Raw genomic sequence first — 18,820 nt, 5'->3', positions numbered from 1 at the left:
CCTCCGGGTGCGCGCGGCAGCAGGGGAGCGGTCCGGCGCGCCCCGGCACGTGGCCTGACGGCGTTGTTCCCCGGCGGACCGCCAGGTGAACGGAAGTTGCCCCTACGGGTGCCGTCGTTCACTTTGACGTGTCGGCCCGGCCATCGCCTGCCAAGAGCGTCAACCCGTGACAATGCGAACACGGGCACGAACCGCGGGTGGCGCCGGCGACCTCGACGCCGAGGCGGCCGGCGACCGGCCGCGCCGGCTGTACGCCGGCTCGGGGCTGCCGGACCAGCTGTTCCGCGGCGTGGCCCGCGGCGGCGGCGGCCTGGTCCTGGCCGTGATGCTGCTGGTCGGCGGCTTCCTCACGTTCCGGGCGTGGCAGGCGCTGAAGGTCGCGAAGTGGCACTTCCTGACCACCGCCGCCTGGGAGCCGGACGCCCGGAACTTCGGCGTCGCCGCCGTCATCGTCGGCACCCTGCTGATCGCGGCGGTCGCGGTGGTCATCGCGGTGCCGCTGGCGATCGGCACCGCGCTCTACATCTCCGAGTACGCCCCGCACCGGCTGCGCCGCACGCTCATCAGCACCGTCGACCTGATGGCCGCGGTTCCTTCGGTCATCTACGGCCTGTGGGGCCTGTTCTTCCTCCAGGGCAAGGTGGTCGGGCTGGCCCGCTGGCTCGCGACGTACTTCGGCTGGATCCCGCTGTTCAAGGTGACCAACGCCGACCCGCACGACCCGCTGGCCACCGCGACCGTCTACACCGCGTCGACCTTCGTCGCCGGCATCGTGGTGGCGATGATGGTCACCCCGATCGTCTGCTCCATCATCCGTGAGGTCTTCTCGCAGGCCCCCGTCGGCGAGCGCGAGGGCGCCTACGCGCTGGGCGCCACCCGCTGGGGCATGATCCGCTCGGTCGTGCTGCCGTACGGCAAGGGCGGCATGATCGGCGGCACGATGCTGGGCCTGGGCCGGGCGCTGGGCGAGACCATCGGCGTCTACATGGTCATCTCGCCGGTCTTCGTGGTCCAGCCGCACATCCTGCAGGCCGGCACCAGCTCCGTCTCGACGCTGATCGCCCTGCGGTACGGGGAAGCCAGCACCTTCGGCATGTCCGCGCTGATGGCCGCCGGTCTCGCGCTCTTCCTCATGACGCTCGTCGTCAACTTCGTGGCCTCCACGATCGTCGCCCGCAGCCGTTCCGGCGCCACCGCCGAGTAGCCGAGCAATCGGCGGAGCAAGGAGTTCCTTCGGTATGACCACGGACGCCATGAACGCCGCGGGCGCGACAGCTCCCGCCGCGTCCCCGCCCGACCCGGCGAGACGCCCGGCCGGCCCCACCACCCTGCCCACCCGCACCGAGCGGCCCCCGGCGGCCGAGCGCCGCCGCACCACCAGCACCGTCCGCGTCACCGACGTCTACGCCGTGACCGGCGCCGCGGCCGCCTCGCTCTCGCTGACCTGGCTGTTCTTCACCCGGCTCGCGCCCTTCTCCGGCGCCCTCGGCTTCGTGGTCCTGGCCTACCTGCTCTTCCTGGCGCTGTACGCGCTGCTGGTGTCCTTCGACGAGGACGGGCCCGCCGTCCGCGACCGGATCGCCTCGGTGATCGTGCACAGCCTGGCCGTGCTGCTGCTGACGGCCCTGTCCTTCGTCGTGGTCTACACGCTGTGGAGCGGCCGCAAGGCGTTCCCGCACGCCAACTTCTTCACGCAGGACATGACGAAGGCCGGGCCGCTCGATCCGCTCACGGCCGGCGGCATGCGGCACGCGATGATCGGCACCCTGATCCAGATCGCCATCGCGCTGACCCTGACCGTCCCCGCGGGCCTGCTCTGCGCGGTCTTCCTCAACGAGGTGCCGGGGCGCTACGCGCGGTTCGTCCGCACCGTTGTCGAGGCGATGACGGCGCTGCCGTCGATCGTCGCCGGCCTGTTCGTCTACGCCACCGTGATCCTGGCGCTGGGCGTGCCGCTGTCCGGCCTCGCCGCGTCGCTGGCCATCTCGGTGATGATGCTGCCGATCATCATCCGCGCCGCGGACGTGGTGATCCGGCTCGTGCCGGGCACCCTGCGGGAGGCGTCGTACGCGCTCGGCTCGCCGCGCTGGCGCACGGTGTGGCACGTGGTGCTGCCCACCGCCCGCTCCGGCCTCACCACCGCCGTCATCCTCGGCACCGCCCGCGGAGTGGGCGAGACCTCCCCGGTCCTGCTGACCGCCGGCGTCACGGCGGTGACCAACCTCAACCCCTTCAGCGGGCCGATGGTGTCGCTGCCGCTGGCCACCTTCGAGTTCGTCAAATCCCCCCAACCGGCCATGGTCTCCCGCGGGTTCGGGACCGCGGCGGCTCTGCTGGTCCTGGTGCTCGTCCTCTTCGTGACCGCCCGGGTGATCGGCGGCCGCGGTCCCGGCGAGCTGACCAGGCGCGCCACCCACCGCCGGGTGCTCGCCTCCCGCCGCGACCGGAAGCGCTTCGCCGAGCGGGCAGCGCTCCGCGGCCCCGCACCTGCCCCCGCGGGTCCGGCACCCGCCCTTTCCACCAGCCCAGAGCGCGACCCCGCACAGGGAGTTGACGGATCGTGAAGAGACTACGGGCGGCGGCCTCGGCCCTCGCCCTGATGCTGTGCACGCTGCTGGCCCTCGGGCAGCCCCCGGCGCACGCGGACACCTACGCCAGCATCAGCGGCTCCGGCTCGACATGGAGCGCGAACGCCATCCAGCAGTGGATCGCGAGCGTCCACAAGTACGGCATGACGGTCAGCTACAACGACAACGCCTCCACCCAGGGCCGCCAGCAGTTCAAGGACGGGGTCACCGACTTCGGAGTCTCCGAGATCCCTTACGGGACCAGCGAGTTCGGCGTGCGGGAGGCCCCGCCGAAGCGCGGCTACGCCTACATGCCGATCGTCGCGGGCGGCACGGCCTTCATGTACAACCTCAAGATCGGCGGCAAGCGGGTCACCAACCTGCGGCTGAGCGGCAACACCGTGGCCAAGATCTTCACCGGTGTGATCAAGAACTGGAACGACCCGCAGATCCACCGGGACAACCCCCGACTGACGCTGCCCAGCCGCAAGATCATCCCGGTGGTCCGGGCCGAGGGCTCGGGCTCCACCGCCCAGTTCACGCTGTGGATGTCCAAGCAGCAGGGCTCCCTGTGGAACGCGTACTGCAGGCGGGCCGGCAAGCCGCTGCCCTGCGGCGAGACCTCCGACTTCCCGGTGATCCCCGGCACGGGCTTCATCGCGCAGCAGGGCTCGCTCGGCGTGTCCGGCTACATCCGGCAGGACTACTCCGAGGGCGCGATCGGATACGACGAATACTCCTACGCGCTGACCAGCGGCTTCCCCGTCGCGAAGGTCGAGAACGCGGCCGGCTACTACACCGAGCCGACCGCCTCCAACGTCGCGGTCGCGCTGACCAAGGCGCGCATCAACACCAGCAAGGGCTCTTCGGAGTACCTGACGCAGATCCTGGACGACGTGTACGCGTTCCGCGACCCGCGGACGTACCCGCTGTCCAGCTACAGCTACATCATCCTGCCGACCAAGCTGGAATCGCCGCTCACCGAGGCCAAGGGCAAGACGCTCGCCGCCTTCGGCTACTACTTCCTGTGCCAGGGACAGGCCCAGGCCGACCCGCTCGGGTACTCCGCGCTGCCGATCAACCTCGTGCAGGCCGGTTTCGACCAGCTCAAGAAGATTCCCGGGGCCGTGCCCCAGAGCATCGACATCAAGGGCTGCCACAACCCGACCTTCTCCACGGACGGCACCAACACCCTGGTCAAGAGCGCGCCGTTCCCCAAGCCCTGCGACAAGGCGGGGAACGACCAGTGCGCTGACGGCACCGCGGGCGCGAGCAACCAGAAGACCCCGCTGAAACCCGCCGGCGCCGGCGGAAGCACCGGCGGCACCGGCACCGCCACCACCTCCGGCGGTACGACCGCGGGGAACGGCTCGGCCACCGCGGGCACCTCCGGCGGCACGGCCGGCACGAGCACCGCGGGCGGGTCCTCCGGCGCGGGCGGCACCTCGGGCGGCGCGGTCGACCCCGACACGGGCCTGGCGACCGGCGACTCGACCGGTACGACCGGCGGCGACCAGGACGTCACCGCCTCGGAGGTCACCGTCGGCTCCGAACCCTTCGGGGGGCTGCGGACCTGGCTCATGGGCCTCTCGGCGCTGCTGCTCCTGCTCGTCGTCCTGGCCCCGCCCACCATCGCCCGCCGGATCAGCGGAAAGGGGAGGCGCGATGAGCGCGCATGACACCACCGGGCGGCGGCGCACGCTGCTCGTCCGCAGCGGTGGCCTGCTCACCGCGCTGCTCGCCGCGATCGGCCTGGTCCTGCTCCCCGCCCCGGCGGGCGGCCAGGCCCGGGCGGCCGCCGGGACGGGCGACTCCTCGGTCACCAAGTCCGGTACGAAGGGGCCCTACGACGACTTCTCGGGCCTCAAGGTGACGGTCGACCAGACCGAGAACCTGGACTCGCAGGGCGTCAAGGTGACCTGGACGGGCGGGGCGCCGACCACGGCCGGCCAGAGCCAGTTCGGCTACGACTTCCTCCAGATCATGCAGTGCTGGGGCGACTCGCCCGACGGGCCCGACCGTGACCAGTGCGAGTGGGGGAATGCCGCGATCCCCTCGAGCTTCGCGGCGTGGGGGAGGACGGTCCACTACGCGCCCACGAACGGCGGCACCCTGGACGATCCGAGGGAGACACTCCCGGCGAGCCCCTCGGGACAGGCCCTGCCGTTCCGGTCAGCCACCGGCAGGACCACGACGGACATGGGGCAGTTCTTCTCCATGCTCACGACCAACGCCCAGGCTGCCCTCCAGACCGGAGTCGACGGCACCGGCGAGTCGATCTTCAGTCTGAAGGCGCAGACGGACGCGGACTACCTGGGATGCGGCGGTGTCGCCGGTGCCGGAGCCCAGCCCGCGCCGTGCTGGCTGGTCGTCGTGCCACGCGGTGAGCACGAGCCCGACGGCGCGGTTCCCGGTGGCGGGCTGGCCACCTCACCTCTCTCCCGGACCAACTGGGACCAGCGCATTCAGTTCCGCCTCGGCTTCAAGCCCGTCGGCGCCTACTGCACGATCGACCAGAAGACACAGCCCACCGTCGGCGCGGACATGATCCGCCAGGCGATGGCGTCCTGGCAGCCCACGCTGTGCACGAGCGAGAAGGTCTCCTACGACTTCCTCATGAACCAGCGGTCGTTCATCCGGCAGCAGGTGCTCACCGGTGGAACGGACGGACAGCTGGGATTCGTCGAGGACCCGGTGATCCCCCCGCCGGGGAGCCCACCGGTCGTGCACGCGCCCGTCGCCGTCTCGGGACTCGTCATCGCGTTCAACATCCAGCTCAGGAACTCCTCGCAGCAGGTGCCACGCGTCCGGCTCGACGCACGGCTCGTCGCGAAGATGCTCACCGAGTCCTACCAGTGCGACATACCGGGTCCGAACAGCCAGGTCGTCCGCGGCAAGCTGACGGACCGGAACCCCCAGAAAGTCGACGACGACCCGGAGTTCAAAAAGCTCAATCCGTCTTTCCAGGGCACTGCGCTCACCGGCTGCCGGGCCGGATTCCAATTGCCGCAGGGCCAGAGCGACTACGCCGCCATGCTGTGGCGGTGGCTGAACTCCGATGCGGACGCGAAAGCCTTCCTCGCGGGCAGGCCGGACGAGTGGGGAATGACGATCAACCCGAATTTCCTCGCCAACCAGCCGGACACGACGTCGCTCAGCGAGTTCCCGAAGCCGGACCCGACGACCTGGGCGCCGGTCCCGGAGAATCCCAACCTGGCGCTCAGGGCGGTGACCGTCAATCCGTACGGCAACGACCTGCGGGACGACGCCGTCCGTGTGCGGTCCGCGAACAACAAGGGCTCCATGAATGTGGACACGAATTCCATACCGATGAGCTACGCCCCGAACGTGCAGCTGCCGGGGAGCTACTTCATGCTGGGCCTGACCGACGCCGCGACCGCCGCGGCCTATCGGCTCGGCACCGCCGAACTCCTCAACGCCGACGGCCAGTTCGTCGCACCGACCACCGACTCGCTGGACAAGGCGGTGGACGGGATGAAGGACGGCGCGGTACCGGGCGTCCTGGACCAGGACCCCGGGCTGAAGACCCCGGGCGCATACCCGCTCACCTCCGTCACCTACGCGGCGGCGTCCACGGGTCTCGACTCCGCCTCCCGTACCGACTACGCGACGCTGATGCGCTACGCGGCCGGCGCGGGACAGGCACAGGGCATCGGCAACGGCCTGCTGCCCCCGGGGTACGCCCCCCTGACGAAGACGCTGCACGACCAGGCACTCGCCGCCGCCGACCGGCTGGTGGCGGGGGTACCGCCCGCCGGTGACACCGGCGCGGGCGGCGGGGGCGGCGGTTCGGCAGGAGGCGCCGGCGGCTCGTCCGGCTCCTCCTCGGCGGGCCTCCCGGGCTCCACGGCCGGTACGTCGGCCGGCTCCGCGACCGGCGGCGCCTCCCCCTCGACATCGGCCCCGGCCGCCGCGGCCGGCGGCACCGGCGGCCCGGGCGCGTCCCCCCCGTCCCACAACGTCGCGGAGACCGGCGGCACCACCCCGGGCGCACTCCTCGGCGCCGTCCGCTGGGTGCTGCTGACCGTCCTGGTCGCCGGCATCGCGGGTTCCCTCGCCGGCCCCCTCCTCATGCGGGCGGGCGCCGTTCGCACCGGAGGCGGTTCGCTCTTCCGGCCCCGACGCCCTTCCACGGACTTGCGCGCCCCCAAGAAGGAAATTCTGGGGTAGTTCCGAATTCCGTTCGTTCACTTTTCCAGTGGTGGTAATTTGATTGACCACGGCTTTGTTCATGGGCAGGATATTTCACGGCCGGTCGACGGGCCGGGCCGCTCCGGAGGGAATCCGGAAACCCTTCGGGCAGGTCACGTCAGAAATTCCATCCGCATTATCACGGAGGAAAGTACAGTGATCGTGAAATTCGCCAAGCGGGCGGCTGTCGTCGCCGGTGCCACGACTCTCGCCGCAGTGATGGTCGCGGGTACGGCGCAGGCCGACCCCACCGAGTTCCGCGAGCTGAACGGCGTGGGTTCGGACACCACGCAGGACGTCATGAACGGCCTCAGCGGCAAGATCGTCGACCCGAACAACAGCCCGGCGCACCTGCTGATCGCGTCCTACGACGCGGTCAACCCGACCACCGGTGTGGCGCACGAGTGCATCGTGCTCCGTTCGGGCCGCACCTGCCCGCCCGCGGGCGGCGGCATCACCCGGCCGAACGGCTCGGGCGAGGGCATCGCCGCGCTGAACGCCGACATCGCCTCCGGCGCGGGCAACGTCGACTTCGCCCGCTCCTCCAGCGGCGTGTCGGTGGCCGGCACCAACCTGACCTGGGTTCCGTTCGCCGAGGACGCGGTGACGCTGGCGGTCAAGTCCGGCAGCACGCTCAAGGCCAACGTGTCCTTCGCGCCCACCAACTCGGACCTCAAGCGCGTCTACAACTGCCTGGACGCCAGCGGCAACCCGCTGCCGGCCGGCCAGTTCCCGACGATCAACGACGTGAACGGCAACCCCGTCACCGTGCACCCGCTGGTCCCGCAGACCGGCTCGGGCACGCGCAAGTTCTGGGCGCAGAAGCTGGGCTTCGACCCGGTCAACCTGCCCACCTGCGTGAGCGACCACGCCAAGGACGGCTCGCAGGTCGAGGAGCACGACGGCAGCGGCCTGCAGCGCACCGTCGCCGTGGACGGCTCCGAGGACATCGCGCCGTTCTCGATCGCGCAGTGGATCGCGCAGTCCAACAGCACGGCCACGAAGGTCCGTGACCGCCGCAACGGCGCCGTCCTGGAGTCGGTGGACGCGACCGCCCCCACCACGGGCAGCCCGGCCGTGCTGAACACCGCCTTCCCGATCCGCCGCGACGTCTACAACGTCATCAAGACCACCCGGCTGACCGAGACCGACATCGCGCTGGCCTTCGTCGGCGCGACCTCCAAGGTCTGCACCAACACCGCGACCATCCAGCTCTACGGCTTCGGCCTGCTGGACCACTGCGGCGCCACCACGCTGACCGGCAACTCCTGACCCACCCGCGCGGGCTCCGGGGTTGAGCCCGCGCACCCGAACCACCACCGGCGGGCCGTTGCCCGCCAGGCCGGGCACCCCGCGCGGGGTGCCCGGCCGCACCACCCGCCACCGGACACCAACTCACTGATTCTCAGGGGGAATCACACGATGAACCGAAGACTGCACGGCGCGCTGGCCGGCGCTCTGGGACTGGCCGTCGGAGGCCTTGGCGTCATCGCGGCCGGAGCCGGCAGCGCGAGTGCCGCGACCGCCGCGCGTGGCGCGACCGTGACGCTCACCCCCAGGAGCGACAGCATCACCGACAGCTCGCCGTTCACCCAGGTCTCGGTCAGCAAGGCCTGCCCGGCGGGTTACCAGGACAACCTGAGCGTCTTCCTGGTCACGGCCGACGGGAGCGAGTCCGGTATCGCCTTCAACCTGACGGACGGGGCGCCCTTCTCCACCGCCCCGGTCACCGCCCAGGAGCCTGCCGACTCGACCGGCAGCACGTACGTCAACTCGATCGCCGACGCGTTCAGCAACGTCAACGCCCCCCTCGTGAACGGCACGTACCCGATCCACGTGGTGTGCGGCAGCGCCGACCCGGCGCACTTCCCGGACCGGCCCACCTCCACGGGCTTCATCGACGTGACCGGTGACACCTGGCAGGTCGACAGCCGCCAGGCGCCGATCGCCACCAAGGTCAAGCTGGCCGCCGCCCCGGTCCGGCACGTCCAGGTCGGCCAGACCTTCACGCTCACGGCGACCGTCACCCCGGCCGTCACCGGCACCGTGCGCTTCTCCGCGGACGGCGGGGCCAACCCGATCGGCACCCCCGTGGCCGTGGTGAACGGCGTCGCCAGCGTGACCGTGCCCACCAACGCGCTGCCCGCCGTCCGGCACTACGACGCGGTCTTCGTGCCGTCCGACCAGCTGACCTACGCCCAGGCCTACGGCCTGCTGGACTACGCCTTCGTCGCCGCCCCGGGCATCACCGTCAAGGACGCCGCCGGCAACACGCTGGGGAGCAACCCGCAGCTGACCGCCGGTCAGCAGATCACCGTGTCGGCAACGGGCTTCCAGCCCTCCACCGGGGAGAGCGTCGACGCGTCGATCACCAAGGCCCTCTTCGGGGCCCTGCCGGTCGGCCTCCCGGCCACCACCTCGAACGCGTCCGGCGCGGTGACGAACTACACCGTCACCCTCCCGGCCTGCATCTCCGCCGGCTCGCACCAGCTCGTGCTCTCCGGCGAGACGTCGAAGGTCAAGATCACCTTCGGCTTCACCACAAAGTAGTCGCGACGGTCCGCGGGACACCCCGCCGACCTGCGCGGACGCACCCGGACCCTGCCACCTCCCAGGTGGCAGGGCAGTGCGCGTCATGCCGCACCACCAGCACGAACAGCACCACCGACCGTCACCGTTGAGGGGACAAGGAGATATGAGAAGAAGAATGCACGCGGCACTGCTGAGCGTGCTGGCACTGGTCCTGGGCAGCAGTGCCCTGGTCCTCACCACGGCGGGGCCGGCGGGCGCCGACGACTCCGGGACGGTGACCCTGACGCCCGGCAGCGGCTCGGTCGACGACAACCCGCCGCTCACCCAGCTGACGCTTCCCGACGGGTGCCCCACGGGTTACCAGGACCAGATCGAGATCGGCGTGGCGCTCCCGGGCGGCACCAGCGACATCGTCTACGGCCTCACGGACGGCGCTCCCTACAGCGGCACCGACGTCGACGTGACCGTCCCGGCCGACCCCGGGCCGACGACGTACATCAACAGCATCGCCGACGCCTTCGGCAACAGCGGTGCGACGATGACCGACGGGACCTACCCGCTCAACGTCATCTGCGAATCGAGCACCGGGGCCTCCACCAGCGCCTCGACCTTCTCCGCGCTGATCGACATCACCGGGCACGACTGGGCGGTCAAGCAGGTCGCCCCGCCGGCGACCACGTCGGTCGCCCTCGCGATCACCCCGGCGAGCTTCTCGCTGACCGACCAGCCCTTCACCCTGAAGGCCACGGTGACGCCGAGCGACGCCGTGGGCAGCGTCCAGTTCTTCAGCGGGCCCACCCCGGTCGAGGGCGGGACGCAGGCCCTGTCGAACGGCACGGCGAGCGTCACCGTTCCGGGGGTCGCCGCGAGCGTCTACAGCTACACGGCGGTCTTCAAGCCCACCGACCCCACCACGTACGCGAGCAGCACCTCGCCCGTGGTGAGCTACAACGTCCTCGCGGAGTCCGGCATCACGGTGCTCGACAAGGACAACAACACCCTTGAGGAGACCCCGCTGCTCAAGGGCGGCGACAAGATCACCGTCAGCCTGACCGGTTTCCTGAACGCCCGTGACGGCAACCCCGGCGAGACCGTCCACCTGAAGCTGGACGACGGCTCCTCGCCGCTGCCCGACGCCACCGCGGACGCCCAGGGAGCGATCACGAACCTCGCTGTGACCATCCCCACCTCCATCGCCGACGGCTGCCACACGCTGGACCTCACCGGAGCCACCAGCGCGATCAAGCAGAGCTTCCCCTTCAAGACAGGGGCGGACACCGACTGCTCGGGCGACTCCGGCGGCAGCGGTGACACCAGCGGCTCGGGGGACACCTCCGGCACCGGCGACACCAGCGGGACCGGTGACAGCTCCGGCGACACCGCCGGGACCGGTGACAGCTCGGGCGCCACCAGCGGTACGGGCGACACCTCCGGCACCGCCGGGGACTCCGGCGGCACGTCCGGCGGATCCAACCTGGGCCCGCTGGCGGCGACCGGGGCCGGCGGCGCGCTCACCTACAGCGTGCTCTCGGTGCTCATGGTGGCCGCGGGCGGCTTCTTGGTCTACCGCGTCCGGCGCGACGGGAAGCTGCTGACCTTCGGCAGCGGACCGCGCGACTGATCCACTCCTTCCGCCGGGCGGCGGGCGCGCCCCGCGCCGCCCGCCGCCCGGCGCCCCGATCCGCGTAAGGAGCCCTCCGTGGCCGTACTGACCCCGTCGCAGCCCGCGGCCGCGCTGCCGGAGGAGCCGGCCGCGCCGCCGCCGCCCGCCCGGCCCGACGCCCGCTTCGTGATCCCCGGCGCCGCGCTCACACTGCTCGCCGCGCTGCTGCTCGGCTTCGCCGCGCACCTCACCGTGCTCGGGCACATCGAGCACGCCCATTCCCAGCAGACCGGCTTCGACCGGCTGCGTGGGCAACTGGCCGCCGGTACCGCACCGGTGGGCCCGCGCGACGCCAACGGCAAGCTTCTCGGCCTCGGTTCGCCGGTCGCCGTGCTGCACATCCCGTCGATCAAGCTGCGCGAGGTCGTCTTCCAGGGCACCACCTCCGGGGTGCTCACCAAGGGGCCGGGGCACCTGCGCAACACCCCGATGCCCGGACAGCCCGGCACCAGCACCATCCTGGGGCGGCAGTGGGGCTACGGCAGCCCCTTCAACCACCTGGACGAGCTGAAGCCCGGCGACCCGATCACCGTCACCACCGGGCAGGGCCAGCAGCACTACCGCGTCACCGGCGTGCGCCGGGCAGGCGACCCCGCACCCGCCGTGCTGCACACCGGGCAGGGCCGGCTCACCCTCATCACCTCCACCGGCGGGCTCTACACCCCGCACGGCGTGCTGCGGGTGGACGCCGACCTGGTCGGCGACGTGCAGCCCGGCCCCGCGGCCGGCGGGCAGCTCCCCACCGCCGAACGCCCGCTGGAGGGGGACCCGTCGGCGTGGCTGCCGGTGATGCTGTGGCTCCAGGCGCTGCTCCTCGCCGTCGTCGCCGTCACCTGGGCCTTCCGCCGCTGGGGGCGCTGGCAGACCTGGATCGCGGGTGTGCCGGTGCTCGCCGCGATCGTCGTCGCGCTGTCCGGCGCGGCCACCGAACTGCTGCCCAACCTGCTCTGACCCGCGCGCCGCCGCGTACCGCTCCCGCGCAACTCCGAGGAGAACCACCGTATGTCGACCACCGACGAGACCGTCCAGCTCCCGCCCGTACCGGCCTCCCCGTCGCACGCCCCCACGGCCGGGTCCCGCTCCGCCACCCTCGACGCCCGTGACATCTCCGCCTGGTTCGGCGACCACAAGGTCCTCGACCGGGTGTCCCTGCACATGCCCGCGCAGCGGGTCACCGCGCTCATCGGGCCGTCCGGCTGCGGCAAGTCCACCTTCCTGCGGATCCTCAACCGCATGCACGAACTGATCGGCAGCGCGTCGCTCGCCGGGCAGGTGCTGCTGGACGGGCAGGACATCTACGACCGCGGGCGGCGCATCACGCAGGCCAGGCGCGAGATCGGGATGGTCTTCCAGAAGCCCAACCCCTTCCCGGCGATGAGCATTTACGACAACGTGCTGGCCGGGCTGAAGATGAACGGCATCAAGACGAGCCGCGGCGAGCGGGACGACCTGGTCGAGGAGTGCCTGACGAAGGCCGGGCTGTGGCGCGAGGTCGCCGACCGGCTGCGGCAGCCCGGCGGGGCGCTGTCCGGCGGGCAGCAGCAACGCCTGTGCATCGCCCGGTCGTTGGCCGTACGGCCCCGCGTGCTGCTGATGGACGAGCCGTGCTCGGCGCTCGACCCGACGTCCACCCGGCGGATCGAGCAGACCATCGGCGAACTGTCCGACGAGGTCACGATCGTCATCGTCACCCACAACATGCAGCAGGCCGCGCGCGTTTCGCACTCCTGCGCGTTCTTCCTCGCCGAACAGGGCACACCCGGCGTCATCGTGGAGCACGGCCCCACCGAGACGATGTTCAACAACCCGCAGGACGAGCGCACGTCCGACTACGTCAACGGCCGCTTCGGCTGAGCCCGGTGGGACGCCCGCGCACGCTCCTGCCCGCCGGTGCGCTGGTGGCCGCCGCGCTGCTCGCCGCGTGCGGCCACCCGGCGGCCGAGTCCGCCCGGCCCGCCGCCGCCCAGGCCCCGACGGCGGCCCCGGCGCCGCGCCCCGGCGCCAACCCGCCGCTGCCGCACGCCCTTTCGGCGCCCCCGGCGACCCCGTCCACCGCACCGGTGACCACCACCGCACCGCCGCCGCCCGCCCCGGCCACCGCGCCGGTCACGACCCCGGCCCGTACGGTCGCGCCCCCGCCGCCGCGCACCGCCCCGCCGAAGCCGCCGGTCCGCACGGTCGCGCCCAAGGCGCAGCCGACCGGGCCGGTGTACCCGCCGGGCACGATGGTGCTGCACATCGGGAAGTGGTCCCGCCCGGTCGTCCGCGGCGACCAGGCCACGATCGACCGCTGCACCTCAGCGGTGCTCTTCACCGGCCCCGACCCGGCGCAGGCCGACGGCAACGCGATGCGCACGTCCGTCATCGTCGGCCACGACTTCTGCGGCTACGACCGCCTCGCCCCGCTCCCGACCGGCACCCACGTCACCCTCGACACACCGCAGGGCACGCTGTCCTACCACGTCTACGCGCACTACATCACGCCCGGCCCGGCACGGCACCTCGCTGCGTTGCCGCATCGACCGAGTAGGCCCACTACGAGGCCGATCCGGCGCCTTGCGACGCACCGCACCGGACGCCGCAAGCCACCGGCAAACCCTCCCGTCACAGCACCAGCGGTCCGGGTGCCGGAGGAGCCGGTGTGGGCCGGCTCCGTGCCGGTGCCGGTGCCGGTGCCGGTCGGGGAACCCCATCGGCTGCGGTTAGAGGCCCGCCGCCGACGCGAGCGCGCTCTTGAGCTCCTCCAGCAGGGCCGAGGCCCGGGCGCGGGCGGTGGGGAGGTCGGGGGTGGGGGGGAGGATGACCTCGAGGTAGCACTTGACCTTGGGCTCCGTGCCGCTGGGGCGGACGACGACGCGGGCGGCGGAGATGCCCTCACCGGCGAGGTGGTAGCGGAGGCCGTCCGTGGGCGGGAGCCCCTGCGCGCCGGAGCGGAGGTCCTCGGAGGAGGTGACGGTGAGGCCGGCGAGCTCGGTCGGGGGGTGGGCCCGCAGGCGGGCCATCGCGGTGGTGATGAGGGCGAGGTCGTCGACGCGCACCGAGAGCTGGTCGGTCGCGTGCAGGCCGTGAACGAGGGCGAGTTCGTCCAGCTCGTCCGCGAGGGTGCGCCCCTCCCGGCGGGCCTGCGCCGCCATCTCGGCGATGAGCAGCGCGGCGGTGATGCCGTCCTTGTCCCTGACCCCGGCGGGGTCGACGCAGTAGCCGAGGGCCTCCTCGTAGCCGTAGCGGAGCCCGGGGACGCGGGCGATCCACTTGAAGCCGGTGAGGGTGTCCTCGTAGCCGAGGCCCGCCCGGGCGGCGATCTTCGACAGCAGGGAGGACGAGACGATGCTCGCGGCGAAGACGTCCTGCCCGGGTTCGGCGGCGCCGCGCCGTACGAGGTGGGCGGCGAGGAGCGCGCCCAGTTCGTCGCCGCGGAGCATGCGCCAGCCGGCGTCCGGGTCGGGGACGGCGACGGCGCAGCGGTCGGCGTCCGGGTCGTTGGCGATGACGAGGTCCGGCGAGGCGTCGCGGGCGGTCTTGAAGGCGAGGTCCATCGCCCCCGGTTCCTCCGGGTTGGGGAAGGCGACGGTGGGGAAGTCCGGGTCGGGCGCGGCCTGTTCGGCGACCGGCACGGGCGCGGGGAAGCCCGCGCGGGCGAAGGCGGCGGTCAGCGTCTCCAGGCCCACGCCGTGCAATGGCGTGTAGACGGTGGCGAGTTCACGCGGGCCGCCGGGCGCGAGCACCCGGGTGGCGCGGTCCAGATACGCGGTGAGGACGTCCTCGCCGAGCACCTCCCAGCCGTCGGCGGCCAGGGGTACGGACGCCAGCGGGCCCACCGCGGCGATCCGCGCGGCGATCTCCGCGTCGGCGGGCGGCACGATCTGCGAACCGTCGCCCAGATAGACCTTGTAGCCGTTGTCCTGCGGCGGGTTGTGGCTCGCGGTCACCATCACCCCGGCGGCGACGCCGAGTTCGCGGATCGCGAAGGCCAGCACCGGCGTCGGCAGCGGGCGCGGCAGCAGGTACGCGCGCAGGCCCGCGCCCGTCATCACCGCGGCCGTGTCGCGTGCGAAGTCCGCGGACTTGTGGCGGGCGTCGTAGCCGACCACGACCGAGCCGCCGGGACCGAGATACGCCGCGAGCCCCGCGGCGGCGCGGATCACGACCGCGCGGTTCATCCGGTTCGGCCCCGCGCCCAGTGCCCCGCGCAACCCCGCGGTCCCGAACTCCAGCGTGCCGTCGAAACGGTCGGCCAGCTCCGCGGACTCACCCGCGGCGATCAGCGCGGTCAGCTCCGCCCGGGTCTCGGGGTCGGGGTCCTCCGCGGCCCACGCGCGGGCGCGGTCGAGCAGGTCGGTCATGGGAGCCGGTTCCCTTCGTTCGGTGGGGCCTCAGAGGCGGGCGAGCAGGTCCGCGAGGAGCGTGCCCATCCGGGTGGCCGACTCGCGGCCTGCCGCGAGCACCTCCTCGTGGTTCAGCGGCGCACCCGTCATGCCCGCGGCCAGGTTCGTGACCAGGGACACGCCCAGCACCTCCGCGCCCGCCTCGCGGGCCGCGATCGCCTCCAGGGCGGTGGACATGCCCACCAGGTCCCCGCCGATCGCCCGGATCATGCCGATCTCGGCGGGCGTCTCGTAGTGCGGGCCGGGCAGCTGGACGTACACGCCCTCGTCCAGCGTCGGGTCTATCTCCTTGCACAGCGCCCGCAGTCGCGGCGAGTACAGGTCCGTGAGGTCGACGAAGTTCGCACCCGCGATGGGGGAGGCCGCCGTCATGTTGATGTGGTCGCTGATCAGCACGGGCTGCCCCGGACGGTATCCGGGCCGCAGGCCCCCGCAGCCGTTCGTCAGCACCACGGTCTTCACCCCCGCGGCCACCGCCGTCCGCACCCCGTGCACGACGCCCGCGACACCGTGGCCCTCGTACAGATGCGTACGTCCCAGGAACACGAGGGCGCGCACACCGCCGACCCGCACCGAACGCAGCCGCCCCGCGTGGCCCTCCACGGCGGGGGCCGGGAACCCCGGCAGATCGGTGAATGCCAGCTCGACGTCGGGCGTCCCCAGTGCGTCGGCCGCGGGCACCCAGCCCGAGCCCAGGACCAGGGCGACGTCGTGCGTCTGCGCGCGGGTCAGCTCGCGCAGGCGGGCGGCGGCGTCGTCGGCCGCGGCGTAGGGCTCGGGGTTCACGGAAGCGTTCACGCGCAGAGCGTAGCCTGTTTGAGCCTACGCGCGTAGACGCCCCCTAGCCTTCGCGCCCTGAGCCCCCGCCCCCGCCCCGCCGGGCGGCCCCTCGCGGTGGGCGGCCGGCTTCCCGCCGGCGGGGGTTTCCCGCGCCTGCCGGCGCGGGTGTTTCCCACCCCCACCACCCGTGCAGGTAGTGGCGAAAACTTCTGTCCACCTGTGGGGGCCGCACCACCGCCGGGGGCTGACCCGCCGTGCGCGGCTGCCGCCCCAGCGGTGGTGGCCCGTGCGGGCACCGGACACGTCATGACGTCAGACGCGCATTCCGAGGAGGTACCCCCGGAGTGGCACCCGACCCCACCCCCGTACGGAGTGCGCGATGCCCCGCCGGGCAACCCGGGGGCGCGTGGGGGTACCTCCCAGGCGAAGCCATGGGGGAGAACTGCGCGACCAGCCCCCACGCAGGGAAGATCGCGACGCAAACCGCAACAGGCACCCCGGGGCGCAACCCCGAACCCCAAACGCTCAGCAGGGCCGCTTACGGAGCTCCATGACGTAGTCGTGGGGCGCACCCGCCGACTCCGCCGCGTCAGCGATCTCGCCGAGGTACCGTGCCGACGGCAGACCGCCCTCGTAGTCGTCGAGGACATACAGCCACGCCGCCACGTCGCCGTCGAGCGTGTGGACGCGGACGGTCGTGCGGCGGTACATGCCGAGGGGGACGCCCTCCCAGCGGTCGAGGGAGTCCTCGTCGACCGGCGCGATGTCGTAGAGGCCGACGAAGACCTGGTGCGCCGGGTCCTCCACGAGTGTCGCGAGCGCGCCCTCCCAGCCCATCTGCTCGCCGCCGAAGGTGAGGCGCCAGCCGGCCAGCCAGCCCGTGCCGCGCAGCGGGGAGTGCGGTGCGCGGCGGGTCATCAGCCGCGCGTCGAGGTTGCCTGCGTAGGCGGCGTAGAGCGACATGACGTCGAGAGTACGGGAGCGGCATCGGGGCGGCGTAAGCACGCAGGCCGGGGGATGCCCGGCGGGATGAGCGGGGGCCGTGCCGGGGAATGCGCGGCGGGATGCGCGCCGGCCGTGCCGCGGGATGCGCAGCGGATGCGCGGAGGAGTGCGCGGAGGAATGCGCGGGGCCCTGCGGGGGATGCGCCGGGGCCCTGCGGGCCCCTTCCGCAGCGGATGGGCGAACGTACGTGCCCCGCGCGGTCGCTTCTTGGCGCGTGCGGGACAATGGGGTACGTGACAAGGATCGTGATCATCGGTGGCGGACCCGGCGGCTACGAGGCGGCGCTGGTGGCAGCGCAGCTCGGCGCGGAGGTGACGGTCGTCGACTGCGACGGCCTGGGCGGTGCGTCGGTCCTGACCGACTGCGTGCCGTCGAAGACCCTGATCGCCACCGCAGAGGTCATGACGACCTTCGACTCCTCCTACGAGGAGCTGGGCATCATCGTGGCCGACGACACCCCTCCCGAGGCGCAGGCGGCGAGGGTCGTCGGCGTGGACCTGGGCAAGGTCAACCGCCGGGTCAAGCGGCTCGCGCTCGCGCAGTCGCACGACATCGCCGCCTCCGTGACGCGCGCGGGCGCGAAGGTGATGCGCGGCCGTGGGCGGCTGGAGGGCCCGCAGACGGCCGAGGGCACCCGGACGGTCGTCGTGACGGCCGCCGACGGCACCGAGCAGCGGCTGACGGCCGAGGCCGTGCTGATCGCGACCGGCGCGCGGCCGCGCGAGCTGGCGGACGCGATGCCGGACGGCGAGCGGATCCTGAACTGGACCCAGGTCTACGACCTGGACGAGCTGCCGCGCGAGCTGATCGTGGTGGGCTCGGGTGTGACGGGCGCGGAGTTCGCGGGCGCCTACCAGGCGCTGGGCTCGAAGGTGACGCTGGTCTCCTCGCGCGACCGGGTGCTGCCCGGCGAGGACCCGGACGCCGCGGCGGTGCTGGAGGACGTCTTCCGGCGCCGCGGCATGAACGTGATGTCGCGCTCGCGCGCGCAGTCCGTCAAGCGGGTGGGCGACGGGGTGGAGGCGACCCTCACCGACGGCCGTGTGATCACCGGCACGCACTGCCTGATGGCGGTCGGCGCGATCCCCAACACCGCCGGGATGGGCCTGGAGGAGGCGGGCGTCAAGCTCACCGAGTACGGCCACGTGTGGACGGACAAGGTGTCGCGCACCAGCGCCTCGGGCGTGTACGCGGCCGGGGACGTCACGGGTGTCTTCGCGCTCGCGTCGGTCGCGGCGATGCAGGGCCGGATCGCGATGTACCACTTCCTCGGGGACGCGGTCGCGCCGCTGAACCTGAAGACCGTGTCGTCGAACGTCTTCACCGACCCGGAGATCGCGACCGTCGGCTACACGCAGGCGGACGTGGACTCCGGGCGGATCGACGCCCGGCTGGTGAAGCTGCCGCTGCTGCGCAACCCGCGGGCGAAGATGCAGGGCATCCGGGACGGCTTCGTGAAGATCTTCTGCCGCCCGGGCACGGGCATCGTGGTCGGCGGCGTGGTGGTCGCGCCCAAGGCCAGCGAGCTGATCCACCCGATCTCGCTCGCGGTGGACAACAACCTGACGGTCGAGCAGATCGCGAACGCCTTCACGGTCTACCCGTCGCTGTCCGGCTCGATCGCGGAGGTCGCCCGGCAGCTGCACAACCGCGGGAATTAGCGAACGTACGGTCGG

Annotated in this window: 14 protein-coding genes; 10 read left to right on the top strand and 4 right to left on the bottom strand. The window is 72.4% G+C overall.

Annotated features, from left to right (window positions below; all coding sequences use genetic code 11):
* Window positions 1–172 precede the first annotated feature (172 nt).
* The 9 genes from pstC (at window position 173) to IH54_RS0112900 (ending at window position 12,828) form a co-directional block, all read left to right on the top strand.
* The gene (gene pstC / locus IH54_RS0112940) at window positions 173–1,204 is read left to right on the top strand and encodes a phosphate ABC transporter permease subunit PstC (protein WP_052397376.1); all 1,032 of its coding nucleotides are present in this window, start codon (window positions 173–175) and stop codon (window positions 1,202–1,204) included.
* Window positions 1,205–1,238: 34 nt separating this feature from the next.
* Entirely contained in the window at window positions 1,239–2,564 is a 1,326-nt protein-coding gene (pstA, locus tag IH54_RS39650) for a phosphate ABC transporter permease PstA (protein WP_052397375.1), read from the top strand.
* On the top strand, window positions 2,561–4,246 hold the full coding sequence (locus IH54_RS0112930; protein WP_031516123.1) for a phosphate ABC transporter substrate-binding protein PstS: 1,686 nt from the start codon (window positions 2,561–2,563) through the stop codon (window positions 4,244–4,246). Before pstA ends, IH54_RS0112930 begins: the two co-directional genes overlap by 4 nt.
* A complete protein-coding gene (locus tag IH54_RS0112925; protein ID WP_031516122.1) occupies window positions 4,233–6,758 on the top strand; it encodes a hypothetical protein in 2,526 nt (841 codons plus the stop codon). Before IH54_RS0112930 ends, IH54_RS0112925 begins: the two co-directional genes overlap by 14 nt.
* Window positions 6,759–6,935: 177 nt before the next feature.
* Window positions 6,936–8,051, top strand: a complete 1,116-nt coding sequence (locus IH54_RS0112920) for a hypothetical protein (RefSeq protein WP_031516120.1) — start codon at window positions 6,936–6,938, stop codon at window positions 8,049–8,051.
* A gap of 150 nt (window positions 8,052–8,201) precedes the next feature.
* Window positions 8,202–9,329, top strand: a complete 1,128-nt coding sequence (locus IH54_RS0112915; protein ID WP_031516117.1) for an Ig-like domain repeat protein — start codon at window positions 8,202–8,204, stop codon at window positions 9,327–9,329.
* 145 nt (window positions 9,330–9,474) lie between these two features.
* Complete coding sequence (locus tag IH54_RS0112910) at window positions 9,475–10,932, top strand: Ig-like domain-containing protein (RefSeq protein WP_159011814.1); 1,458 nt, start codon at window positions 9,475–9,477, stop codon at window positions 10,930–10,932.
* Window positions 10,933–11,010: 78 nt separating this feature from the next.
* The gene (locus IH54_RS0112905; RefSeq protein ID WP_052397374.1) at window positions 11,011–11,925 is read left to right on the top strand and encodes a sortase; all 915 of its coding nucleotides are present in this window, start codon (window positions 11,011–11,013) and stop codon (window positions 11,923–11,925) included.
* Between the two features lie 51 nt (window positions 11,926–11,976).
* A complete protein-coding gene (locus tag IH54_RS0112900; protein WP_031516112.1) occupies window positions 11,977–12,828 on the top strand; it encodes a phosphate ABC transporter ATP-binding protein in 852 nt (283 codons plus the stop codon).
* Here IH54_RS0112900 and IH54_RS45470 read toward each other — a convergent pair.
* From IH54_RS45470 to IH54_RS0112880, 4 genes are all read right to left on the bottom strand, one after another.
* Window positions 12,809–13,330, bottom strand: a complete 522-nt coding sequence (locus IH54_RS45470; RefSeq protein ID WP_159011812.1) for a hypothetical protein — start codon at window positions 13,328–13,330, stop codon at window positions 12,809–12,811. The genes IH54_RS0112900 and IH54_RS45470 overlap by 20 nt on opposite strands.
* 346 nt (window positions 13,331–13,676) lie before the next feature.
* Window positions 13,677–15,317: a phospho-sugar mutase gene (locus IH54_RS0112890; RefSeq protein WP_031516108.1), complete on the bottom strand. Its 1,641-nt coding sequence runs from the start codon at window positions 15,315–15,317 to the stop codon at window positions 13,677–13,679.
* A 30-nt stretch (window positions 15,318–15,347) separates the two neighbouring features.
* Window positions 15,348–16,157 carry a purine-nucleoside phosphorylase gene (locus tag IH54_RS0112885; protein ID WP_031516106.1) on the bottom strand — a complete coding sequence of 270 codons (810 nt, stop codon included), beginning with the start codon at window positions 16,155–16,157 and terminating at the stop codon, window positions 15,348–15,350.
* A gap of 507 nt (window positions 16,158–16,664) precedes the next feature.
* The gene (locus tag IH54_RS0112880; RefSeq protein WP_031516104.1) at window positions 16,665–17,102 is read right to left on the bottom strand and encodes a gamma-glutamylcyclotransferase; all 438 of its coding nucleotides are present in this window, start codon (window positions 17,100–17,102) and stop codon (window positions 16,665–16,667) included.
* A 266-nt stretch (window positions 17,103–17,368) separates the two neighbouring features.
* Between IH54_RS0112880 and IH54_RS0112875 the strand changes: the two genes are divergently transcribed.
* Window positions 17,369–18,805, top strand: coding sequence for an NAD(P)H-quinone dehydrogenase (locus tag IH54_RS0112875; protein ID WP_031516101.1), 1,437 nt, complete (start codon window positions 17,369–17,371; stop codon window positions 18,803–18,805).
* The last annotated feature ends 15 nt before the right edge of the window (window positions 18,806–18,820 follow it).

The organism is Streptomyces sp. NRRL F-5123 (assembly GCF_000721495.1).
Classification (GTDB): Bacteria; Actinomycetota; Actinomycetes; order Streptomycetales; family Streptomycetaceae; genus Actinacidiphila.
The sequence above is the reverse complement of the archived record's forward strand: the minus strand, read 5'-3'. Positions and strand labels throughout refer to the sequence as shown.

Coding starts and splice junctions, on each gene's coding strand:
- pstC (WP_052397376.1), top strand. CDS start 173: ATGCGAACACGGGCACGAACCGCGGGTGGCGCCGGCGACCTCGACGCC.
- pstA (WP_052397375.1), top strand. CDS start 1,239: ATGACCACGGACGCCATGAACGCCGCGGGCGCGACAGCTCCCGCCGCG.
- IH54_RS0112925 (WP_031516122.1), top strand. CDS start 4,233: ATGAGCGCGCATGACACCACCGGGCGGCGGCGCACGCTGCTCGTCCGC.
- IH54_RS0112915 (WP_031516117.1), top strand. CDS start 8,202: ATGAACCGAAGACTGCACGGCGCGCTGGCCGGCGCTCTGGGACTGGCC.
- IH54_RS0112910 (WP_159011814.1), top strand. CDS start 9,475: ATGAGAAGAAGAATGCACGCGGCACTGCTGAGCGTGCTGGCACTGGTC.
- IH54_RS0112900 (WP_031516112.1), top strand. CDS start 11,977: ATGTCGACCACCGACGAGACCGTCCAGCTCCCGCCCGTACCGGCCTCC.
- IH54_RS0112890 (WP_031516108.1), bottom strand. CDS start 15,317: ATGACCGACCTGCTCGACCGCGCCCGCGCGTGGGCCGCGGAGGACCCC.
- IH54_RS0112880 (WP_031516104.1), bottom strand. CDS start 17,102: ATGTCGCTCTACGCCGCCTACGCAGGCAACCTCGACGCGCGGCTGATG.
- IH54_RS0112875 (WP_031516101.1), top strand. CDS start 17,369: ATGGGGTACGTGACAAGGATCGTGATCATCGGTGGCGGACCCGGCGGC.